The following is a 20,754-nucleotide window of genomic DNA, read 5'->3' as shown; positions in this document are numbered from 1 at the left end:
CCCACCGACCGATGGTCGCTAGCCGATCATGGCAGTTGCCGCGAACACCCACGACAGTCCCGCGGCCAACACGACGAACGCCGACGCGACGACGCGTCCGCCCCACCGTGTCTCCAGGAGTGAGGTATCCACCACGGAGGTTTCGACCGGAGACGTTTCCACCATGGTCTGTGCGCTGGACGAATCCGTCGGCATCATGATCCACTTCCCACCCTGCATCTGCGAATCTCGTCATTTCCGGCCGCTGGATACCCCGGGCCCGCGTGCCGAAACTATCGCGATGCGACGATCGTCTCCACAGCGTCGAGAAACGGGTGCTGCGCCGCCAACAGCTTCGCTCTCGCCTGCTCGAGCCCGAACCACTCGATGCGGTCTACCTCGGGAAACGAGGCCATCACACCGGATTTCGGCGGCCACTCGATCTCGAATGTGTTGCTCACCGCATTCGAGACGTCCAGATCGGCTTCGACGCCGAAAGCGGTGACGATCTTTCCACCGCGCTGCGTGACGGTGCCGAGCTCGAAGTGTTCTCCGGCGGGCACATCCATCCCGACTTCCTCCCGAAACTCTCTGCGGGCCGCAGTCCACAGGTCTTCGCCTTCGATCGGGAGCCCTTTCACGATCGACCATGCTCCGTCGTCCTTGCGCGCCCAGAACGGTCCGCCGGGGTGTGCGATCAGGACCTCCGGACCGTCGGCACCCACGCGATACAACAGGATTCCTGCACTCGTATTGACCATGGCAAACAGGGTGCCATCAATTCGCTTGCTCCCCGTCGTCTCCCGTCACTACCGTTGTCGCGGCTCGCGATCGATCCCGCCCCCCCGGAAGGCATACGAGATGGACACGACGTTGTCGAGCAGGGTCTGGTTGATCACCGGGGCCAGTTCGGGTTTCGGCCGCGAATTCGTTCGTGCCGCACTCGACGCAGGCGATCGGGTGGTCGCGACCGCCCGCGACCTTGCCGATCTCGAGGGGCCGGAAAGCGAGCGGTTGCTCCACGCTCGACTCGACGTGACCGACCAGGAATCGATCGATTCTGCGGTGGCCCACGCTCTCGGACGGTTCGGACGTATCGACGTCCTGGTCAACAATGCGGGCTACGGCCTGCTCGGCGCGTTCGAGGAGATCGACGACCGTCGGTTCCGCGACAACGTCGACGTCAACTTCTTCGGCCCGCTCGCCGTCACTCGGGCGGTACTGCCCTCGATGCGGGCGCGACGACGCGGCCACATCGTGCAGATGTCCTCGGTCATCGGCGTCGTACCCGGTCCCGGTGGAACCGCTTATGCCGGCAGCAAATTCGCGCTGGAAGGATTTTCGGAAGCGCTTGCGAAGGAGGTGCGTCATCTCGGTATCGGTGTCACCATCGTCGAACCCGGCCCGTTCCGGACCGATGCAAGCGGCCGATCGATGCAGTGGGGAACGCCGCTGGACGACTACGCCGGACTGATCGGACCCGCTCGATCCGCGTTCGAAGCCACCCACGGCACGCAGACCGGAGACCCGCGCCGCGGAGCCGATGCCGTCCTGGCTGCGATTTCCTCCGACGCTCCCCCGCTTCGCCTACCGCTGGGCCCGACATCCTTCGAGTGGATCGAGACCTACCTTCAGGATCGACTCGATCAGGTGCGCGCCGTTCGCCCCATGGGTTCCGACACCGACTACCGGTGAATCGCCGGTAACTTCCACACGCCGTGCCGTGAACCCGCGTAACAGCTATTGTCTACCGATGCAAGAGCGTGCAGCGTCCACCAGGCAGGCCGTACTCGAAGGAGCGGCCGCCAGCTTCGAGAAGTTCGGTTACGGCACAGCCAGTTTGAGCACCATCATCGCTCACGCCGGGGTGAGCAAAGGGGCGATGTACTTCCATTTCTCGTCCAAGGAAGAGTTGGCGCAGGCCGTGATCGACGCGCAACTGACGATGGCGGCAACTGCCACTGCCGTCATTGTCGACCACACCCCCAAGGCGCTCGATGCGTTGATTCTCGTCACCAAGGAGCTGGGACGTCAGCTGCAGACCGAGTCGATATCGCGTGGGGGCATGCGATTGACGCTGGAATCGGCCATCGCCGACGGTCCACACGCGGGGGCGTTCGAGGAGTGGATCGTCAAGATCGGCGATCTGATCGAGCGTGCCCAAGCCGAGGGGGACATCGTCGACGGCGTCGACCCGACCGCACTGGGTCGGTACATCGTGTCGTCGTTCACCGGTGTGCACACTGTCTCGGAAATGGTGACCGGGCGCGCCGATCTCCAGCAGCGACTGACCGAGATGTGGCAGATATTGCTCCCCGCCGTCGTCCCGCGTCGACGCCTGCCGCGACTTCTCGCGCTCGCAGAGGACCCCGTTATCGACTGGAGCGATCGGTAGGAGCCAGCCACGGTTCGGACGTTGCCGTGACCGACATCGCCGACAGCACAGCACCGTCGTGCTCGAACTGGATGCGGTGCACGCCATCCGTGGAGTCGGTGTCGACGATGACCGAGCACGGGTTCGCCCACTCGGCGAACCCCATGAAGCGCACCTCGCACGACGTGAAGTCCAGCGTCGGCGTTCCGGTCGCCAGACGCAAGGCCTGACGCGCGGCCTCGAGCATGGTCACGCCGGGAAGATATTCGACGGAATGATCGAACATCGCCAGGTTACGAGGATCCGGTGCCACGACGATGGAGCCGTCGGAGGTGTGCCGTGCCAACACGACGTCGGAGGGATCGAGCCGTCCGACCTCAGAGGCCTCGACCACTTCGGTCCCGGCCGGCAGATACCGGAAGTGGGGGTCGGCCATCGACGAGGTGCGAAACTGCGAGTACACCTCGGGGCCGAGCGACCGTACCGACGCCGTTCCGAACGCAACGAGTCGGTCGCCGTTCAACAACCTGGCCGACAACTTCATGTTGTCCATCGACGTGTCGTCGAACGTCACGTCGGTCGTGATCGACTCGGCGACGAGCGAATCGTCGATCTCGTCGACCGACAGCGGATCGAGAATCTCGAAGCGAGAGTGCTCGATGAAGACGATGTGGTCGAGTGGCACTCCGTGATTGACGTGGCAGAAGAGGCTGATCGCTTGGCGCAGAGCCTCTGCCACCATCAACGAGTCGTGGGTGCGACGGACCGGAGCGAACATCCGATGGGAAGTCGGGAACTGAACAGCTGCCCGATGGGTTCCGTCCACCGTTTCGTAATCGGTCAACAAGACGTCGGCCGGAGAACGCCGATGCACGAGGTGACGTGGAACGGTTGCTGCGTAACTCAAACTCATGAAGCCCCTTAAAACCGACCGATCCGGTTTTTTATAGCACTGTTGAGCCTCCCGGACCGCTCGTTCAGTATGTCGCGAACGACCGACAAAACCGGCATCGGTCGAATGGATTCATTCAATCGATATACAGCCAGGAGAGTCACGATCTGATAACCGACCGAGACCCTGGTACCACCGACCCGGACGACAAAAATCCCCGCCCGGAGAATCGGACGGGGATTGCGCTCCCCCACCTGGACTCGAACCAGGAACCCTTCGATTAACAGTCGAATGCTCTGCCAATTGAGCTATGGGGGATTACCTCGCGGCGTCACACTCTCGTGCGAGCCGTTGGAAACAATAGCGCACACACCCTGGTGAGTACCAAATCGCCCTGCTCGAGCGTCGCCGGAGCTCCGTCGGGCAAGATGGACCTACAGCCGCACGCTCTACGGAAGGACCCACTGATGATTCGTTTGGTACTGGCGGCTGGAGCTGCATATGTGCTCGGCGCCAAGGCCGGCCGGGGCCGGTACGAGCAGATTCGCAAGACGGCAAGCGCCGTTGCGTCGTCACCGGCGACCAAGAAGGCCATCGAGGTCGGCCGTCAGAAGCTCTCCGATTCCCTCAACACCCAGCCCCGGCTCGAGCCGATGCAGCCGATCGACGACGAGACCCAGGTCTACGTTCCCCGCGATCAGCTACGTCGCTAACCGACCTCGGCGACACTTCCGACGGCGAGCTCGAGCAGACTGCGGCGGTACTGCTCGAGGGCGATGAGATCGCCGAACAGCGCGTTGTAGTCGTCGGGCTTCTCGACCGGTGACATGCGCTGCAGCTTCGACTTGAGTTCTGCCACCTGCTGGCCGACCCACACTTCCTGCAGCCTCGCGAGTACACCCGAGATGTAGCGCGTGAGTGCGTCGTCGGCCACACGCATCGGGTCGACGGCCAGCTCGGTCACCAACGACACCACTACGGCGTCCTTGGCCTGCTTGGCCACGGCGTCGACCCACTCCCCTCCGCCCAGTCCCGCGGCTGTACCCCCGGCAGCAGCCACCGCGTCACGCACGGCCGCATATGCCGGGTGATGAAAGCTCTCCGGCGGGAGCGAGTCGAACACCGTGCCCGCCATCGCAGGCATCTGCAGTACCGCCTTGAGAGCCTCCCGCTGCGGCCACAGAGACGGATCGGTGGGGTTGGGACGCGGCGGCCCGGACGGAGCCTCGGTCGGCGTCGCCTGACGCTTCTCGAACGGCACACGCTTACCGCTGGTGTCGCCCCGAGCGCCCTTCTTCGCCTCGTCGCGCACGCGGGCGAGCACCATCGCGGTGTCGTCCCAGCCGGTCCAGCCGGCCAACTGCCGTGCGTACTCGTCCCGCAGCGACGCGTCCTTGATGCGCGCGACCACGGGCACGGTTCTCTTCAGGGCTTCGACGCGTCCCTCGGGGGTATCCAGATCATGTTCTCGCAGTAGCGATTTGACCACGAAGGCAAACATCGGGGTACGCCGGGCGACCAGATCGCGAACAGCGTTGTCGCCGGACTTCAAACGCAGGTCGCACGGGTCCATGCCGTCGGGCGCAACGGCGACGAAGGTCTGTCCGGCAATCTTCTGATCACCCTCGAATGCCTTCATGGCGGCGGCCTGCCCGGCATCGTCTCCGTCGAAGGTGTAGATCACTTCGCCGCGAAAGTAGCTGTCGTCCATCATCAATCGGCGCAGCATGGCCAGGTGGTCCTCGCCGAATGCGGTTCCGCACGACGCCACTGCCGTCTTGACGCCGGCCAGATGCATCGCCATCACGTCGGTGTAGCCCTCGACGATGACGGCCTGATGCGACTTCGCGATCTCCTTGCGCGCCAGGTCGAGACCGAACAACACCTGAGACTTCTTGTACAGCATGGTTTCCGGGGTGTTGATGTACTTACCCGGCATCGTGTCGTCGTCGAACAGTTTACGGGCACCGAAACCGATGACGTCGCCGCTCTGACTGCGAATCGGCCACACCAATCGGCGTCGGAAACGGTCGATGGGCGTGCCGCGCTTGCCGGGTGCCGCCAGGCCCGCGTCCACGATCTCCTTGGCCTCGAAGCCCTTGCCCAGCAGGTGTTTGGTGAGAGTGTCCCAACCGTCGGGTGCGTATCCGCAGCCGTAAGCCAATGCGGCGTGGCCGTCGAAGTTACGTTCGGTGAGGTAGTCACGTGCGGTCTGGGCGTCGGGGCCGCTGAGCCTACCCGCATAGAACTCCTGCGCTGCCGCGTTGGCAGCGATCAGACGCGCTCGGGTGCCGCGGTCACGTTGAACCGATGGCCCTCCGCCCTCGTAGGAGATCGAATAGTTCAGCCGGTCGGCGAGTTGCTCGACGGCCTCGACGAAGGAAATGTGTTCGATCTTCTGGAGGAAGGAGTAGGCATCACCTCCCTCGCCGCAACCGAAGCAGTGGTAATGACCGTGATTGGGTCGAACATGGAACGACGGCGATTTTTCGTCGTGGAAGGGGCACAACCCCTTCATGGAGTCGCCGCCCGCGCGCTTGAGGGAGACGTAGTCGCCGACGATGTCTTCGATCCGTGTGCGTTCGCGAATGGCGGCGATGTCGCGTTCAGGAATTCGGCCGGCCACGTGTGCAGTCTAGCGTCGAACCAGACACCCGACACCCGCCGATCAACCCCAGCTGGCCTGAGCTCCCAGCGAGCGCTTGTCGATCAGTTCGAGTCGACTTTCGGTGTACGAGGCGATCTGATCGACGACAACTCGGGTACGTTCGGCGTCGCTTTCTGCGCGCTGCCAGGCCGGGACCAGGATGGGGTCCAGCTCCCCCGGTGCCGAGCGCAGCAACCACTCGGCGACGCGGTGGATTCGGTCACGTTGGCGCTCCTGGCGGATCTTGTGTCCGGCGTCGGACATCACGTACCTCAGCGCCATGGTTTTGAGCAATGCAACTTCCGAGCCGACGATCGACGGCACCACCAGGTCGGCGTCGTACCGGCTCAACGGCGCGGTGCCGTACCTCTCGTGGGTGCCCTCGATGGCAGCTGTCGCGAAGCGCCCGACCAGTTCGCTCGTCATGTGCTTGAGTGCGACGGATGCTTCGAGGGTGCCGTCGTAGCGTCCGACGGCGATCACGACGGGCATCCTCGACAACCGGCTCGCAGCTTCGATCAACTCGTCGACATCGAGTCCGCGAAATTCCGAGACACCGAGTTCGGCGAGTGCGCGCTGCTCGATCGGGTCGGACAGCGCGCGTAGGTCGATGCGGGCGTCGATGACGCCGTCCTCGACATCGTGTACCGAGTAGGCAACGTCATCGGACCAATCCATGGTTTGCGCTTCGAGACACTTGTGCTTGTCCGGTGCAGTGTCACGTACCCAGCCCAGAATCGCGGAGTCGTCGTCGTAGGCACCGAATTTCGCGCCTGGTGCCGGCCGGATCCAGGGATACTTGGTCGCGGCGTCGAGAGATGCTCGGGTCAGGTTCAATCCCGCGCTGCGCCCATCGGCGTCGAGGATCTTCGGCTCGAGGCCGGTGAGAATGCGTAGGTTCTGCGCGTTGCCCTCGAACCCACCACAGTCCGTGGCCACTTCGTCGAGGGCCCGTTCACCGTTGTGGCCGTAGGGCGGATGGCCGATGTCGTGGGCCAAGCCTGCGAGATCGACCAGATCGGGGTCGCTGCCGAGGCCTTCGGCGATGCTGCGGCCGATCTGCGCGACTTCGAGCGAGTGCGTGAGCCGAGTTCGCGGAGTGTCGCCGTCCCGAGGCCCGGTCACCTGTGTCTTGTCTGCGAGACGGCGCAGTGCAGCACAGTGCAACACCCGTGCCCGGTCGCGCGCGAAAGCACTTCGATGCGAGGCGTTGTTCGTTCCCGGTTTCAGGCCGGCGGTCTTCGGGGGTTCGGTGACGAATCGTTCGACGTCGTGCGCCGAGTAGGTGCCGGTCATGTCACTGGCCTGCCGTGTAGGAGAAGTCTGCCGTGAAGTGAGTCAGCTGGTACCACAGCAGTGCGCCTGTCTCCCTGGCAATTCCGTGTGCCTGTGACTCTCTGGTGTAGACGGCCGGTCCGGTACGCGTCGGTGAGGTCCATGCATCGAGCCCAGCGTCACGCGCCATGGTTCGAGTGCGCAGCGAATGCCACGGATCACTGACCAGCACCACCGACGACTTGCCCTCGTCGCGGAGTGTGTCGCTCACGGCCTCGATGCTCTCGAGCGTGTCCGAGCCGGTCTCGACGGCCACGATGGCGTCCGCCGGCACTCCCTGCTCGATCAGATAGTTGCGCCCCGACGCGGCCTCGGTGAACAGATCGCCTTCCTGCTTGCCGCCGACGGTGACGATCTCGGGGGCGATGCCCCGCTCGTACAGCGACGCGGCCTGCGCCAGTCGGGCCTCGAACACCGTCGAGGGTGTCCCGCTGTACTGCGCCGCACCCAGCACGACGATGGCGTCGGCCTTGGAGTAGTCGTCGATGCGGGCAACCTGCCAGACCCGGACCGCAGTCCCTGCGACCAGCACCACTGCCATCAGGACCACTCCCGCGACCAGCCGACCGGTCCAGCGTCCCAGCGTTCCGAAGAAGCCCAGGCGCTCGGGACCGGGGTCCGAGGCATACCGATCGTCGTACGGATCGCCGTACGGGTCTCGGTCGAGAGTTGAATTCACCCCTCGAGTTTGCCAGGCCCGCGCATCGGCTCGGTCACGGCGCGCCTCGTAGGAGTTAGAGCCACCCGCGATCCTCGGCCACTCGGACAGCTTCCGCGCGAGTACTGGTACCGGTCTTGCCTATTGCAGACGACAAGTGGTTGCGCACCGTCCCCTCCGACAGGTGCACCGTGGCAGCGATGGAGCCGGCCGTCCCACCCTGAGCTGCTGCCCGGAGAACTTCCTGCTCACGGGCCGTCAGCGGCGAGACGCCGTCGGTCAGGGTCTCGGTCGCCAGCGTCGGATCGACGACGCGAAGCCCCATGTGCACTCGCCGAACTGCATCGGCCAGCTGCTTGGCGGGAGTGTCCTTGACCACGAAACCCGATGCCCCCGCATCGATCGCGCGGCGTAGATATCCGGGGCGGCCGAACGTAGTGACGATCAGCACTCTCGACTCGGGTGCCACGAGGGTCAGCTCGGCGGCCACGTCGATTCCGTTCTTGCCCGGCATCTCGACGTCGAGCAGTACGACGTCGGGTCGATGTTCGAGCACGGCAGCGACCACTTCGTCCCCTCGCCCCACCTCCGCCACGACGTCGAGATCGTGCTCGAGACCGAGCAGTGCTGCGAGGGCTCCACGCACCAGAGCTTGATCGTCGGCCAGCAACAGTCTGATACTCATGGTGCCGCGACCTCCACCTTGAATCCGCCGGTCGGAACCCGGGCGACCGTCAGTGAACCACCGGCAGCGCTCACACGTTCCCCCAACCCGCGAAGCCCGTTTCCCCCGCAGGTGTCCTCGGCAGGTCCGCGTCCGTCGTCGACGATGGAAATGCTCGACGGCGTCAGCGTCACTCGGCAGTGTTGCGCGTGCGAGTGTCGAACCACGTTGGTCACTGCTTCACGCAGGACCCAGCCGAACAGTTCTCGGTGTCTCAGTGGCACCACATCGGCATCAGCGGGCAGGTCGACACCGATGGCTGCGGCAACCAGTGCGGTTCTTGCACTGGCCAATTCGGTGCCGATGTCGATCTGGCGCATGCCGCCGACGGTGCTGCGAACATCGGCGAGTGCTTGCCGGGCAAGGGTTTCCACCTCCGCGATCTCGACTGCCGCTCGGGCGGCGTCGATCTCGAGCAGCCGTCCGGCGAGTTCGCTCTTGACGGTGATGACCGTCAACGAGTGCCCGAGAATGTCGTGTACGTCCCGGCTCATCCGCTCACGTTCCGCGACAATCGCCAGATCTGCCAATTGCTGCCTGGCAACGGCCAATTCGTGGTTGCGCTGAAATACCTGAGTGATGCCCCATGCCGCAGCCGAACTGATCAACAGCTGAAACGCGAAGAAGTTGTCGGGCTCCCAGGAATCGATGAAGCGAGGCGTCAGTTCGACGATCACCACCATCACCGCGACCAACGTCCACGCCTGCCGGACCGGAAGGGTCATCATCGCCAGCACCGCGATGTAGACGGTGGCGCCGAAGCCGGTGGTTCCGACCAATGCACTCATCGCGACTGTCAGGGCGACCATCGCACCGAGTGCGATCCACGCCTGCGAGGTGGGCAGCGGATGTCCTCGGCGGTGGCCGTTGCGGAACCGCCAGAAGGTGGTCGTGAAAACCGCACCGAAACCGACGATCGCAATGATCCCGGCAGCCCGGGCCGCGATCGACGGCAGAGCGAGAATCTCGTTCAACGGGTAGATCAGGTAGATCAGCCAGATGGCTCCGAACATCCAGCCGTATCGCCAGACCCTCCCCTCCGGCAGGTCGGCGGTGAACGTGGTCATGTCGCCCACGGTATCCCCGTGGGCGACACGATCAGCAGTTTCGGCGTCAGGCACGCTTGGTGTCTTTTCGGAACAGCAGGGCCGCTCCGGCTACGAACACCGCGGCCCACACCACCAGGTTCACCACGGCGATCGCCAGAGTGCCCGCGTCGGCTGACGTGAACGGCGCTCGGGCCACCGTGGCCAGGCCGTAGAGCGGGGTGAACTTGGCCAGCATCGGGAACCAGCCGCTGTCGCCGAGCGGGACGAACAATCCGCCGGCCAAGGCGAGGAAGGCCAGTACAGGTCCGAGGATCTGCATGACGTTCTCCGAGGGCAGCAGGTACCCCATGAACAACCCGAAAGCGGCGAACACCGCAGATCCGAGCCACGCGATCACACCGCAAGCGAGCCACACCCAGATCGGCATGTCGGCTCCGAAGAACTTTGCGACGACGAACACCACGACGATCGCAGCGGCGCCCATCGTCATGGCCACGAGGACCTTGGTGATGATGTAGGCCACGGGCTTGAGCGGGGTCAACCGCAGCTGCCTGCTCCAGCCCTGCGCTCGCTCGACCGACACCATGGCTCCCCCGCTGGTCGTTGCCAGCATCGCTCCGTAGACGGCCATGCTGATGGCGATGTAGCCCGTGACGTTGCCGTGCGCGAAGGAGTAGTCGGTCTTGAAGTCCGACTGTGTACCGAAGATGACGAAGAACACCGGCGGCATCACCAACGTGAAGATCAGCGTCCGCTTGTTTCGGAACAGTCTGCGGATTTCGAGCCCGAGGAAGGTGGGCGAGAATCCGCCCCAGGCAACGGCTCTGGCGGATGTGCGGGCGGTTGCGGACGGCGTGGTCGTGGTCATCGGATGCTCCCGGCGAGGTCGTTTTCGGCTGGGTCGTTCTCAGAATCGGTGGTCAGGGCGAGGAATGCGTCCTCGAGGTTCCGCGAGACGATCTCCAGATCGGTCGCATGCGCGTCGTTGAGCAGGTACCGGGCCACGGAGTCGGAATCTCGGCCGTGCACGATCACCCGGTCGCCGCGAGTTTCGACGCGGTCGACTCCGGGCAGAGCGAGCAACATCGATCGATCGACGCCGGGCAAGGTCGCGGTGACGGTGCGTCCAGCAGCCAGGTTCTTCACCTCGGCGGCGCTACCGTCGGCGACGATCTTGCCGTGCCGCACCAGCACGATCCGGTCGGCGTAGGCATCGGCCTCGTCGAGATAGTGCGTTGCGAACAGCACCGTTCGGCCGGTACTCGCGTCCTGGCGAATGGCGTTCCAGAAATCGCGACGACCCTCGACGTCCATGCCCGTGGTCGGCTCGTCCAACACCAACAGATCCGGGTCGGGCAACAGAGCGAGCGCGAATCGCAGTCGCTGTTGCTGGCCGCCGGAGCATTTCGCCACTCGACGGTCGCCGATGTCGGCGATGCCGGCCCGGGTCAGCACTTCCTTCACCGACCGGGTGTGGGCGAACAGTGCCGACGTCAGCTCGACGGTTTCGCGGACGGTCAGGTCGCGGAGCAACCCACCGGTCTGCATGACGGCCGAGATGCGCCCCTGGGCGATGGCGTCGGCGGGCGTTCCTCCGAACACCGACACCGACCCGGTGGTGGGTGTTGCCAGGCCGAGCATCATGTCGATGGTCGTCGTCTTACCCGCTCCGTTGGGTCCGAGGAATGCGACGACCTCGCCCGGTTCGATCGACAGGCTCAGCCCGTCCACCGCACGGACAGATCCGTATGTCTTGGTGACGCCTCGCAGTTCGACTGCCTTCGTTGTGGTCATGACAGTTACTCTGCTGCGGCCCGAGCCCATGCACCTCGACCGAGCGTCACGATTGCACGATGACAACTGTCATGGATCGACCTGCTCGATTCGGACACGACCCAGCCGGTAGATTTCATCGCATGGCAGTCCAGCACCGGCGGCACCCCAGCGCCACAGTCCGTAGGTCGGTCCATCGATTTCGTCGTCTCGCCGCTACGGGTGCTCTGACCCTGTTCGCCGCGGTCCTGCTCGCACCGGGGGTTGCATCCGCCGAGGCTCCCTCGCGGCTGGCCACCCAGATCACCGACAACGTCCAGGCTCTCGACCCTGATTCGCTGGCCGAGGTGCAGACCTCCATCGACGACCTCTACAGCAGCAGCCAGCTCAGGCTGTGGGTCACCTACGTGGCAGATTTCGACAACATGTCGGCAACGAACTGGGCCCAGCAGACATATGAACGAAGCGACCTCGGTCAGCGTGACGTCCTGCTCGCAGTCGCGACCGTCGATCGCTCGTACTACCTCGCCGTCAACACCGGACTCTCGCAGATCACCACGGCCGAGCAGGACGACATTCGCGTCAACGACGTCGAACCCGCACTGGGCGAAGAGGATTGGTCGGGAGCGGCCATAGCGGCTGCCGGCGCCCTCGGCGAGGCCTATGCGTCGAGCGGCGACGGTGGGTCATCGGCACCGCTGCTGATCGGTGTCGGTGTATTGGCGGTTGCAGGCGGCGGCGCTGTCGTCTACTCCTCGCGGCGCAAGAAGGCCAGGGTGGCCGCCGAGGTGGACGCCGTGGCGAAGATCGACCCGAGCGACCCGTCCGCACTGGCCAAGTTCCCGATAGACGTTCTCGACACCCGCGCCAAGGAAATTCTGATCGAGACCGACAACGCCGTGCGGGCAAGTGAGGAAGAATTGACCCTTGCCCGAGGCGAGTTCGGCGATTCGGCAGCCGCACCGTTCATCACCGCGTACGACAACGCAAAGAAGGCCTTGGCCTCTGCCTTCGAGATCCGTCAGCGCCTCGACGACGCCATTCCCGAAACCCCCGATCAGCGGCGGGCGATGCTCGTCGAGATCATCTCCTCGTGCGGTCAGGCAGATCGCGAGCTCGACTCTCGGGTCGAGGAGTTCGACGGATTCCGCGACCTCGTGATGAATGCCGGCTCGCATCTCGACGAGCTCACCCAAGCCATCATCGCCTTGACGGTGCGCATTCCACAGTCCGAAACCGTACTCGCTCAGCTGCATTCGGAATTCTCCGAGACCGCACTGAAATCGATCGCCGACAACGTCACGATGGCCAAGGATCGAGTTGCGCTGGCCGAGGAGAACATCGAAGCCGGCCGCAAGGCCGCAGCGCTGCCGCCGGGAAAGCAGGGTCCGGCCGTCACCGCGATTCGGACCGCAGAACGAGCCCTCGATCAGGCGAAGTCCCTGCTCGACGGAGTCGACCACGCCCGCGACGACATCGGGAACGCCATTGCCACCCTGCCCGACGCCATCGCGGACGTCCGACGCGACATCGAGCAGGCTCGCGGACTGGCCGAACACGGCGGTGCCGAACTACAGGCGGCGATGGCCGCGGCACAGACGGCGTTGAAGAACGCGGAGACGGCGCAGTCGAGCGATCCGCTCGGCAGTTACACAGCCCTTGCCGCAGCAGATTCCGAACTCGAGAAGATCGTCGACGAAGCGTCGGCGGAGAAGGCGGCCGAGGATCAGCTGCGGGCGCGTCTGGAACGCGATATCGCGGCTGCTCAGGCGCAGATCACCGCTGCAGCGGACTACATCTCGACGCGGCGCGGCGGCGTGGGTGCCGATGCTCGAACGCGGTTGTCCGAAGCCGAACGGCATCTCGGTGCGGCTCGTCAGCTCGAACCCGAGAACCCTGACGAGGCCCTCAAGCACGCGCATGCCGCCAGCCAGTTGGCCTCGCGCGCGTCGCAGATCGCCCAGTCCGACGTGCAGAACTGGGAAAACCGTCACGGTCCACGCGGCGGCGGTAACGGCGGCAACGTTGCAGGCGCTGTGCTCGGCGGAATCCTGATCAACAGCGTGCTGCGCGGCGGCGGCGGCGGCGGAGGTGGCTTCGGCGGCGGCTTCGGTGGAGGCGGGGGCTTCGGTGGAGGTGGTGGAGGCGGCGGCTTCGGCGGTGGCGGCGGCCGCTTCTGATTCGACCCCGATATGCCTCAGGGCCCGATCTCACGAGGAGATCGGGCCCTGTCGTGTTGTGAGCTCTATGCGCCGATCAGTCGGGACGCGATGTAGCCCTCGACCTGATCGAGAGCCACGCGCTCCTGCGCCATCGTGTCGCGTTCGCGGATGGTGACGGCGTGGTCGTCGAGGGTGTCGAAGTCGACGGTGATGCAGAACGGGGTACCGATCTCGTCCTGACGACGGTAGCGGCGACCGATCGCTCCGGCGTCGTCGAATTCGACGTTCCAGTACTGACGCAGTTGCTGCGCAAGATCTTTCGCCTTCGGCGTCAGATCGGCGTTACGCGAGAGCGGGAGCACCGCTACCTTCACCGGGGCAAGACGGCGATCGAGCTTGAGCACGACACGCTTGTCGACACCGCCCTTGGCGTTGGGAGCCTCGTCCTCGGTGTACGCGTCGACGAGGAACGCCATCAGCGAACGCGTCAGGCCTGCCGCCGGTTCGATGACATACGGGGTGTAGCGAGTGTCGGTGGCCTGCTCGTAGTAGCTCAGGTCCTGGCCCGACGCCTTCGAGTGCACCGACAGGTCGTAATCGGTGCGGTTCGCGACACCCTCGAGCTCACCCCACGCACTGCCCTGGAAACCGAACTTGTACTCGATGTCCACGGTGCGCTTGGAGTAGTGCGACAGCTTCTCCTTGGCGTGCTCGTAGAGCCGCAGGTTCTCCGGATCGATACCGAGATCGGTGTACCACTTCATGCGGTAGTCGATCCAGTACTGATGCCACTCGTCGTCCTCGCCGGGCTTGACGAAGAATTCCATCTCCATCTGCTCGAACTCACGGGTGCGGAAGATGAAGTTTCCGGGAGTGATCTCGTTACGGAAGCTCTTGCCGATCTGGCCGATACCGAACGGCGGCTTCTTGCGCGAGGTGGTCAACACGTTGGCGAAGTTGACGAAGATGCCCTGCGCAGTCTCTGGACGCAGGTAATGCAGACCCTCTTCGTTGTCGACCGGGCCGAGGAAGGTCTTGAGCAGGCCCGAGAACGCACGCGGCTCGGTCCACGAACCGGGCTCGCCGGTCTCGGGGTCGCGGATATCGGCCAGGCCGTTCTCCGGCGGATGGCCGTGCTTCTCTTCGTAGGCCTCGATGAGGTGATCGGCGCGGTACCGCTTGTGTGTGTGCAGCGACTCCACCAGCGGGTCCGAGAACGTCTCGACGTGACCGGACGCCTCCCACACCTGACGGGGCAGGATCACCGACGAGTCGAGCCCGACGGTGTCGTCCCGGCTGGTGATCATGTTGCGCCACCACTGCTTCTTGATGTTCTCCTTGAGCTCGACGCCCAACGGGCCGTAATCCCAGGCCGACTTGGTACCGCCGTAGATCTCGCCGCACGGGTAGACGAGGCCTCTGCGCTTGGCGAGGTTGGCGACGGTTTCGACTTTGGACTTGGGTGCCACTGGCGGAGCTCTCCATCTTCGGTTACATCGTGCTCGGGTTCATCGTGATTGTCGGTTACATCGCACGAGGGGTGACGCGGGCGGTTTTCGCCCTGATCAGACTATCTGGCTCGGCGGGCGAATCCGAACACCGGTCGAGTTCGGAATTGACATGCGTACTTGTGCATATCACAATGAATACGATTTGCAATAGCGATAACTGCACTAACCTGATGCCATGACATCGATTGTGCAGAGAGAGTTCGCCGAGAACGAGTCGGCAACCGAAGGAGCCGCAACCGTGTCCACCGAGCAGGCCGTTCACACAGATTCGCCGGATCGGCAGGACCCCGAGCATCCGATGCACGAGAACGACCCGTTCGCCGCCGCTCCCCCGGCCCACATTCCGCCGAAGGAGACCCTGGCCGCGGCCGGCGACATTCTGCGCGCGCTTGCGGCCCCGGTGCGGATCGCGATCGTGCTGCAGCTGCGCGAGTCCGAGCGATGCGTCCACGAACTCGTGGTCGCCCTCGGTGTCACGCAGCCGTTGATCAGCCAGCACCTCCGGGTACTCAAGGCTGCGGGTGTGGTGCGTGGAGAACGCAACGGCCGCGAGGTCCTGTACCGACTCGTCGACGATCACCTCTCCCACATCGTCGTCGACGCCGTGGCCCACGCCGAGGAAGGCCGGAACCTGTGACCGAGAAGTCCACCGATACCGCAACGCCGAGACGACCCGTCGTGGTCGGAGTACGAGCCACGAAGCAACGCAGTGCGATCTCGGACTTGCTCGACACCATCGAGGAATTCAAATCTGCACAAGACCTGCACGACGAATTACGTAAGCGCGGTGAGGGAATCGGCCTGACAACCGTCTATCGCACGCTCCAGACGCTGGCCGACGCCGGCACGGTGGACGTGCTTCGCACCGACAACGGCGAGTCGGTCTACCGGCGTTGCTCCTCGGGCCATCATCACCACCTGGTGTGCCGAGCATGCGGATTCACCGTCGAGGTCGAGGGGCCCACCGTCGAGAAGTGGTCCCAGACTGTCGCCGAGTCCAATGGCTTCACCGACGTGAGTCACACCATCGAAATTTTCGGCACCTGCAGTCAGTGCAGCGCGGCGGGTCGCTGAACCTCGCTCACGTCAGGGCGTCGGCCACGCGAGGCACCACCGCGTCGATGGCGAACGGTATCGACAGAACCGAGTTGTACGTGATCGCGCCGCGCTGATCGGTGGACAGCGGAAGGATCGCATCGTTGCGCGCTGCCTTCAATGTCCCGAAGATCGGATTTTCCGCCACGACGTCGATGGGCTCACCCGTGCCGAGGTACAGCACCACATCGGCGTCGAGCATCGAGATGTTCTCCAGCGAGACCGGTACGAAGAAGTTCGTGCCGTCGTCCTGAGCGAGAATGGGCTCCGGAACCTTCAATCCCAACGAGGTGACGAACGTACCGCGGGCATCGCCGGGTAGGAACGCACCGAACTGCCCGTCGTAGGGAAGCACCACGGCGGCAGTCCTGCCCGCGAACTCGGGGTGTTCCGTGCGAACCTGCTCGAGCAACGCGGTCGTCTGCGCATTGAGCTCCTCGCCACGCTCGGATTCGCCCATCGCGCGCGAGATGGTGTCGGTGGCCACCTCTCGATCGACGGCATATGCCGCCGATCCCGCCGGTCGAGCGATCGTCGGGGCGATGTCACTGAGTTTTGTGTAGGTGGCCTCGTCGAAGCCGGCGTTCAGCCCGGTGATCAAATCCGGTGCCAGAGAGGCGATCAGCTCGAAGTTCGGTTCGGACTCCGAGCCCAGCAGTGTCAGTGGTGCGTCGCCCACCAACTCGTCGGTCCACGGACCGAGTCCGGTCTCGTAGAAGGTGTACCCGGTGTTCCCGACCGGCACAGTGCCGAGGGCAATGACGGCGTCGGCGTCGGACACTCCGAGTGTGACGATGCGAGTGGGCTTCTCCGGAACGGTCGTGCTGCCGTAGATGTGGTCGATGACGACCGGGAAGACACCGTCGGCCGACGGGGTACCCGATTCGCCGGTATCTGCGGTCGAGCAGGCCGTCAGGGATACACCGAGGACGATCACCGCCACCACTGCCGTCAGCATTCGGGTCGACCGCATTGTCATCGCATCCGCCTCTACTCGAAGTAAGTACAGGCATACCTTAGCTGACCGATCAGGGCAGCAGGCCTTCCCGTGCTTTCTCGACGCCGGCGAGCACCAGGATCAGCATCGTCAACATGGCCTCGTCGTCCAGCCCGTTCGCCGGAAAGGTGTAGCGCAGCAACACATCTGCGAGCTTGTCGTGAGTATTGACGGAGATCGCGCCGAATTGCGAATCCGCATTGCGGTCCGAGACCTTCTTGTGCAGCGCCGCCTTGAGCGGCCTGTCCCACGCCAACACCGCGGTGAGCGAGAGCACCTCGAGTTCGGGCGAGAGCTGTACGGCCCGCAACGAGCACAGGGCACCGGCGTAGTCGAAACCGAGTGACCCCTCCTCGCCGACGGTCACCGTGGCGAACTGAGACAGCGCCAGCCGAGCCCGCGTCTGCAACGTCAACTCACCGGAGCTGTCGATACCCTGTACTTCGTCACTCATATTTCACTCCGCCGAATCGTCGATCACGCGAAGCGAATTCGATACACGCCTCCCACAGGTCCCGGCGGTCGAAATCCGGGAAGAGCTTCTTCTGGAACACGAACTCCGCATATGCGGATTGCCACAGCAGGAAGTTCGACGTTCGCTGCTCCCCCGACGGTCGCAGGAACAAGTCCACGTCCGGCATATCCGCTTCGTCGAGGTACTTCGCGACGGTTGCCTCGGTGATCTTCTCGGGGTTCAGCTTGCCTGCGGCAACCTGTCGGGCAATTTCCCTTGTCGCATCGGCAATCTCGGCACGCCCACCGTAATTGACGCACATCGTCAAAGTCATCACGGTGTTGTGCTTCGTCAGCTCCTCGGCCACTTCGAGTTCCTTGATGACGCTGCCCCACAACCTGGGTCGCCGACCGGCCCAGCGGACCCGGACGCCCATCTCGTTCATCTCGTCGCGTCGACGACGAATGACGTCACGGTTGAAGCCCATCAGAAACTTGACCTCGTCGGGACTGCGCTTCCAGTTCTCCGTCGAGAAGGCGTACGCGGACAACCACTGCACACCGATCTCGATACATCCGCAGACGGTGTCCATGAGCACCGCTTCGCCCTGCTCGTGCCCCGCGGTGCGCGGCAGACCGCGATCCTGCGCCCACCGACCGTTGCCGTCCATCACCAAGGCGACGTGGCGAGGTATCAGTTCCGGCTGCAGAATCGGCGGCCGAGCGCCCGACGGGTGCGGGTCGGGAGGGCGCACTGCCGACTGTCCGTCAGGCCGGGGTTGCGGCTCTCGTCGTCGAATCACGGTCCCCATCCTGCCCGACGGTATCGGCGAACACGGAGTCAGGTTGCGCCAGCGGCACCTGATGCGGGTGCGAGCGTTCGATGAGTGGAAGTGTGCGCAATTGTCGTTCCAGATGCCATTGCAGATGCGCCGCCACCAGCCCACTGGCCTGCTTGCGAACCGCATCGGAGGTGGTGACGGTGTAGTCCCACTCGCCTCGTTCGAGCGCGACCATCAGATCCAGGACCCCGGTCGACGGCGTCGCCGATCCGGGCGGGCGGCAGTGCACACACACCGCTCCACCGGCGGCGACATGAAATGCGCGATGTGGCCCGACTGCGGCGCAGCGCGCACAATCGGTCAGTGCGGGTGCCCATCCGGCGAAGCCCATGGCGCGCAGCAGATAAGCGTCGAGCACCAGCTCGGGAGGGCGGACGTGCTGGGCAAGCGCTCGAAGCGCTCCGACGGTCAGCTGATGCAGTCGCTGCGCCGGTGCATGCTCCTCGCCCGCCAGTCGTTCGGCGGTCTCGAGAACGGCACAACCGGTGGTGTAGCGGCCGTAATCGGCGACGATGTCTCCGCCGAACGCGTCGACGGTGTGCACTTGGGTGACGATGTCGAGGTTGCGTCCCGGATAGAGCAGTACGTCGATGTGCGCGAACGGTTCCAGCCGTGCACCGAACTTGGACTTGGTACGACGCACCCCTTTGGCGACGGCCCGTACGATACCGTTCTCCCTGGTCAACAACGTGACGATGCGGTCGGCCTCACCCAGCTTGTGCTGGCGCAGGACGACTGCGTTGTCACGGTATGGCCTCACGGCTTCCAGTCTCCCACGGGTGCCGCATCGGTGGCCGCTTCCCGCGCTGGAGAGAAGTCGATACTGTGCGAACGTGGATTTTCATCGGTCGACTCTCGTTGCCCAGGCCGCCGCACTCGCGTCGGGTCGCATCACCTCGGTACAGGCGGTCACCGAATCACTCGACCGGATCGAGAAGAGCCAACCCACTCTCAACGCCTTCCGAATAGTGCGCCGCGACGCCGCACTCGCCGAGGCCGCCGAGGCGGATCGACTGCGCGCCGCCGGTGGAACCGCGCCCCTGCTCGGCGTTCCGATCGCCGTCAAGGACGATGTGGATGTCACCGGCGAGCCCACCGCCTTCGGCTGCGCCGGGCCCTTTCCGCCTGCCACCGCAGACTCGGAGGTGGTGCGCGGACTGCGCGCGGCCGGAGCGGTGATCGTGGGCAAGACCAACAGCCCCGAGCTTGGCCAATGGCCGTTCACCGGCGGCACCTTCGGACACACCCGTAATCCGTGGGACCGCGAGCGCACCCCCGGCGGCTCCTCGGGTGGCAGTTCTGCAGCGGTGGCTGCCGAATTGGTCTCGGCTGCACTGGGTTCCGACGGTGCCGGCTCGGTTCGGATCCCGGCGTCGTGGACCAATCTCGTGGGCATCAAGCCGCAACGGGGACGGATATCGACGTGGCCGGACGCCGAGGCCTTCAACGGCATCACCGTCATCGGCCCGCTCGCGCGCACGGTGGCCGACGCCGCTCTTCTCCTCGACGTGGTCTCCGGTGGCCACGACGGCGATCTGCATCGCCCGGCTCCGTTGACCGTCTCGGATGCTGTCGGACGCAACCCCGGCTCGCTGCGAATAGCGCTGAGCCTGCGCAAGCCGTTCATCCCGACGCCTGCCCCGCTGGACCCGGAGATCGCGGCCGCGGCGTACGAGATGGCCGCGGTGCTGCGATTGCTCGGACACCAGGTGGTCGTCGACGATCCCGCATACGGAATGTTGCTGGGGCTCAACTTCTTACCGCGCTCGCTGGCAGGCGTTGCCACGTGGCTCGATCGCCTTCCCGATCCGGCCCTCGCCGACCCAAGGACCCGAGCCAACGCCAAGAGCGGCCGGGCCCTCGCCGGAGCCCCGTTGCGCGCAGCCCGCGCGGCCGAACCGCGCATCGGGCGCCGCATCGGCCGGTTCTTCGACGACTACGACATCGTGCTCGCCCCGACCACGGCAACTCCCCCGCCTCGGGTCGACGCCATCGACGGCATCTCCAACACCGACACCGATCGGGTCATCACCGAGCATTGCCCCTACACGTGGCCGTGGAATGTCCTGGGCTGGCCCAGCGTGAACGTCCCCGCGGGTCTGACGAAGAGCGGCCTTCCCATCGGACTGCAGTTGATGGGACACGAATCATCGGAGCCACTGCTGGTGTCGGTTGCCGCTCAACTCGAGAACGTGCTGCAGTGGCACCGCAAGCGCCCCGAACCGTGGTGGACCCAGGTGAGTGAAACTTCGTAGTCTGCTCA

22 protein-coding genes and 1 tRNA gene are annotated in these 20,754 nt (G+C 64.7%); 7 read left to right on the top strand and 16 right to left on the bottom strand.

Annotated features, from left to right (window positions below):
• Window positions 1-18: 18 nt before the first annotated feature.
• Window positions 19-198 carry a hypothetical protein gene (locus CH305_RS19375; protein WP_032379148.1) on the bottom strand — a complete coding sequence of 60 codons (180 nt, stop codon included), beginning with the start codon at window positions 196-198 and terminating at the stop codon, window positions 19-21.
• Window positions 199-272: 74 nt separating this feature from the next.
• Window positions 273-740 (bottom strand): NUDIX domain-containing protein, encoded by a 468-nt coding sequence (locus tag CH305_RS19370; RefSeq protein ID WP_032402432.1) that lies wholly within the window; start codon window positions 738-740, stop codon window positions 273-275.
• Window positions 741-840: 100 nt separating this feature from the next.
• Between CH305_RS19370 and CH305_RS19365 the strand changes: the two genes are divergently transcribed.
• Together CH305_RS19365 and CH305_RS19360 are read left to right on the top strand one after the other, a co-directional pair.
• Window positions 841-1,674, top strand: a complete 834-nt coding sequence (locus tag CH305_RS19365; RefSeq protein ID WP_094704619.1) for an oxidoreductase — start codon at window positions 841-843, stop codon at window positions 1,672-1,674.
• 58 nt (window positions 1,675-1,732) lie between these two features.
• Window positions 1,733-2,374 carry a ScbR family autoregulator-binding transcription factor gene (locus CH305_RS19360; RefSeq protein ID WP_094704618.1) on the top strand — a complete coding sequence of 214 codons (642 nt, stop codon included), beginning with the start codon at window positions 1,733-1,735 and terminating at the stop codon, window positions 2,372-2,374.
• Here CH305_RS19360 and CH305_RS19355 read toward each other — a convergent pair.
• Together CH305_RS19355 and CH305_RS19345 are read right to left on the bottom strand one after the other, a co-directional pair.
• Entirely contained in the window at window positions 2,352-3,266 is a 915-nt protein-coding gene (locus CH305_RS19355) for an AfsA-related hotdog domain-containing protein (protein ID WP_037150986.1), read from the bottom strand. The genes CH305_RS19360 and CH305_RS19355 overlap by 23 nt on opposite strands.
• 224 nt (window positions 3,267-3,490) lie before the next feature.
• A tRNA-Asn gene (locus CH305_RS19345) sits at window positions 3,491-3,563 on the bottom strand.
• Between the two features lie 149 nt (window positions 3,564-3,712).
• Between CH305_RS19345 and CH305_RS19340 the strand changes: the two genes are divergently transcribed.
• Complete coding sequence (locus tag CH305_RS19340; RefSeq protein WP_032379567.1) at window positions 3,713-3,958, top strand: hypothetical protein; 246 nt, start codon at window positions 3,713-3,715, stop codon at window positions 3,956-3,958.
• On the opposite strand, the gene dnaG is transcribed toward CH305_RS19340, so the two are convergent.
• Genes dnaG through CH305_RS19305 form a run of 7 tightly spaced genes read right to left on the bottom strand, consistent with a single transcriptional unit; the run spans window position 3,955 to window position 11,452 of the window.
• Window positions 3,955-5,871, bottom strand: a complete 1,917-nt coding sequence (gene dnaG, locus CH305_RS19335; RefSeq protein ID WP_094704616.1) for a DNA primase — start codon at window positions 5,869-5,871, stop codon at window positions 3,955-3,957. The two genes, CH305_RS19340 and dnaG, sit on opposite strands and share 4 nt — an antisense overlap.
• Window positions 5,872-5,913: 42 nt before the next feature.
• Window positions 5,914-7,188 carry a deoxyguanosinetriphosphate triphosphohydrolase gene (locus CH305_RS19330; protein ID WP_094619871.1) on the bottom strand — a complete coding sequence of 425 codons (1,275 nt, stop codon included), beginning with the start codon at window positions 7,186-7,188 and terminating at the stop codon, window positions 5,914-5,916.
• 1 nt (window position 7,189) lies between these two features.
• The gene (locus CH305_RS19325) at window positions 7,190-7,906 is read right to left on the bottom strand and encodes a YdcF family protein (RefSeq protein WP_032379155.1); all 717 of its coding nucleotides are present in this window, start codon (window positions 7,904-7,906) and stop codon (window positions 7,190-7,192) included.
• A gap of 55 nt (window positions 7,907-7,961) precedes the next feature.
• A complete protein-coding gene (locus CH305_RS19320) occupies window positions 7,962-8,570 on the bottom strand; it encodes a response regulator transcription factor (RefSeq protein WP_094704615.1) in 609 nt (202 codons plus the stop codon).
• Window positions 8,567-9,676, bottom strand: coding sequence for a sensor histidine kinase (locus CH305_RS19315; protein ID WP_094704666.1), 1,110 nt, complete (start codon window positions 9,674-9,676; stop codon window positions 8,567-8,569). Before CH305_RS19315 ends, CH305_RS19320 begins: the two co-directional genes overlap by 4 nt.
• Before the next feature lie 46 nt (window positions 9,677-9,722).
• A complete protein-coding gene (locus CH305_RS19310) occupies window positions 9,723-10,526 on the bottom strand; it encodes an ABC transporter permease (RefSeq protein ID WP_094704614.1) in 804 nt (267 codons plus the stop codon).
• Window positions 10,523-11,452, bottom strand: coding sequence for an ABC transporter ATP-binding protein (locus tag CH305_RS19305; protein WP_094704613.1), 930 nt, complete (start codon window positions 11,450-11,452; stop codon window positions 10,523-10,525). The genes CH305_RS19310 and CH305_RS19305 overlap by 4 nt, the downstream gene beginning before the upstream one ends.
• A 122-nt stretch (window positions 11,453-11,574) precedes the next feature.
• Between CH305_RS19305 and CH305_RS19300 the strand changes: the two genes are divergently transcribed.
• On the top strand, window positions 11,575-13,611 hold the full coding sequence (locus tag CH305_RS19300) for a YgcG family protein (protein WP_256983885.1): 2,037 nt from the start codon (window positions 11,575-11,577) through the stop codon (window positions 13,609-13,611).
• Window positions 13,612-13,676: 65 nt separating this feature from the next.
• Here CH305_RS19300 and CH305_RS19295 read toward each other — a convergent pair whose 3' ends face one another.
• Window positions 13,677-15,062: a glycine--tRNA ligase gene (locus CH305_RS19295; protein ID WP_032379159.1), complete on the bottom strand. Its 1,386-nt coding sequence runs from the start codon at window positions 15,060-15,062 to the stop codon at window positions 13,677-13,679.
• Window positions 15,063-15,402: 340 nt separating this feature from the next.
• Here CH305_RS19295 and CH305_RS19285 point away from each other — a divergent pair, with 340 nt between their 5' ends.
• Both CH305_RS19285 and CH305_RS19280 read left to right on the top strand, forming a co-directional pair.
• A complete protein-coding gene (locus CH305_RS19285; RefSeq protein ID WP_032379570.1) occupies window positions 15,403-15,741 on the top strand; it encodes a metalloregulator ArsR/SmtB family transcription factor in 339 nt (112 codons plus the stop codon).
• Entirely contained in the window at window positions 15,738-16,178 is a 441-nt protein-coding gene (locus tag CH305_RS19280; protein ID WP_032402421.1) for a Fur family transcriptional regulator, read from the top strand. The genes CH305_RS19285 and CH305_RS19280 overlap by 4 nt, the downstream gene beginning before the upstream one ends.
• A gap of 7 nt (window positions 16,179-16,185) precedes the next feature.
• On the opposite strand, the gene CH305_RS19275 is transcribed toward CH305_RS19280, so the two are convergent.
• From CH305_RS19275 to recO, 4 genes are read right to left on the bottom strand one after another with little or no spacing between them, the layout of a single operon-like run.
• Window positions 16,186-17,178: an iron-siderophore ABC transporter substrate-binding protein gene (locus CH305_RS19275; RefSeq protein WP_094610094.1), complete on the bottom strand. Its 993-nt coding sequence runs from the start codon at window positions 17,176-17,178 to the stop codon at window positions 16,186-16,188.
• 49 nt (window positions 17,179-17,227) lie between these two features.
• The gene (locus tag CH305_RS19270) at window positions 17,228-17,650 is read right to left on the bottom strand and encodes a hypothetical protein (RefSeq protein WP_052058431.1); all 423 of its coding nucleotides are present in this window, start codon (window positions 17,648-17,650) and stop codon (window positions 17,228-17,230) included.
• The gene (locus CH305_RS19265; RefSeq protein WP_052058432.1) at window positions 17,643-18,461 is read right to left on the bottom strand and encodes an isoprenyl transferase; all 819 of its coding nucleotides are present in this window, start codon (window positions 18,459-18,461) and stop codon (window positions 17,643-17,645) included. Before CH305_RS19265 ends, CH305_RS19270 begins: the two co-directional genes overlap by 8 nt.
• Window positions 18,418-19,251, bottom strand: coding sequence for a DNA repair protein RecO (gene recO, locus CH305_RS19260; protein WP_008715506.1), 834 nt, complete (start codon window positions 19,249-19,251; stop codon window positions 18,418-18,420). Before recO ends, CH305_RS19265 begins: the two co-directional genes overlap by 44 nt.
• Before the next feature lie 73 nt (window positions 19,252-19,324).
• On the opposite strand from recO, the gene CH305_RS19255 reads away from it, so the two are divergent.
• Window positions 19,325-20,746: an amidase gene (locus CH305_RS19255; RefSeq protein WP_094704612.1), complete on the top strand. Its 1,422-nt coding sequence runs from the start codon at window positions 19,325-19,327 to the stop codon at window positions 20,744-20,746.
• Window positions 20,747-20,754: the final 8 nt, after the last annotated feature.

The organism is Rhodococcus sp. 15-649-2-2 (assembly GCF_002258645.1).
Lineage (GTDB): Bacteria > Actinomycetota > Actinomycetes > Mycobacteriales > Mycobacteriaceae > Rhodococcoides.
Note: the sequence above shows the minus strand (reverse complement) of the source record. Positions and strands in the feature narration are given on the sequence as shown.

Bases quoted from the DNA above. Each gene is read 5' to 3' on its own strand.
- CH305_RS19375 (WP_032379148.1), bottom strand. From the start codon at position 198: ATGATGCCGACGGATTCGTCCAGCGCACAGACCATGGTGGAAACGTCT.
- CH305_RS19370 (WP_032402432.1), bottom strand. From the start codon at position 740: ATGGTCAATACGAGTGCAGGAATCCTGTTGTATCGCGTGGGTGCCGAC.
- CH305_RS19365 (WP_094704619.1), top strand. From the start codon at position 841: ATGGACACGACGTTGTCGAGCAGGGTCTGGTTGATCACCGGGGCCAGT.
- CH305_RS19360 (WP_094704618.1), top strand. From the start codon at position 1,733: ATGCAAGAGCGTGCAGCGTCCACCAGGCAGGCCGTACTCGAAGGAGCG.
- CH305_RS19355 (WP_037150986.1), bottom strand. From the start codon at position 3,266: ATGAGTTTGAGTTACGCAGCAACCGTTCCACGTCACCTCGTGCATCGG.
- CH305_RS19340 (WP_032379567.1), top strand. From the start codon at position 3,713: ATGATTCGTTTGGTACTGGCGGCTGGAGCTGCATATGTGCTCGGCGCC.
- CH305_RS19330 (WP_094619871.1), bottom strand. From the start codon at position 7,188: ATGACCGGCACCTACTCGGCGCACGACGTCGAACGATTCGTCACCGAA.
- CH305_RS19320 (WP_094704615.1), bottom strand. From the start codon at position 8,570: ATGAGTATCAGACTGTTGCTGGCCGACGATCAAGCTCTGGTGCGTGGA.
- CH305_RS19315 (WP_094704666.1), bottom strand. From the start codon at position 9,676: ATGACCACGTTCACCGCCGACCTGCCGGAGGGGAGGGTCTGGCGATAC.
- CH305_RS19310 (WP_094704614.1), bottom strand. From the start codon at position 10,526: ATGACCACGACCACGCCGTCCGCAACCGCCCGCACATCCGCCAGAGCC.
- CH305_RS19305 (WP_094704613.1), bottom strand. From the start codon at position 11,452: ATGACCACAACGAAGGCAGTCGAACTGCGAGGCGTCACCAAGACATAC.
- CH305_RS19300 (WP_256983885.1), top strand. From the start codon at position 11,575: ATGGCAGTCCAGCACCGGCGGCACCCCAGCGCCACAGTCCGTAGGTCG.
- CH305_RS19285 (WP_032379570.1), top strand. From the start codon at position 15,403: ATGCACGAGAACGACCCGTTCGCCGCCGCTCCCCCGGCCCACATTCCG.
- CH305_RS19275 (WP_094610094.1), bottom strand. From the start codon at position 17,178: ATGACAATGCGGTCGACCCGAATGCTGACGGCAGTGGTGGCGGTGATC.
- CH305_RS19270 (WP_052058431.1), bottom strand. From the start codon at position 17,650: ATGAGTGACGAAGTACAGGGTATCGACAGCTCCGGTGAGTTGACGTTG.
- CH305_RS19265 (WP_052058432.1), bottom strand. From the start codon at position 18,461: ATGGGGACCGTGATTCGACGACGAGAGCCGCAACCCCGGCCTGACGGA.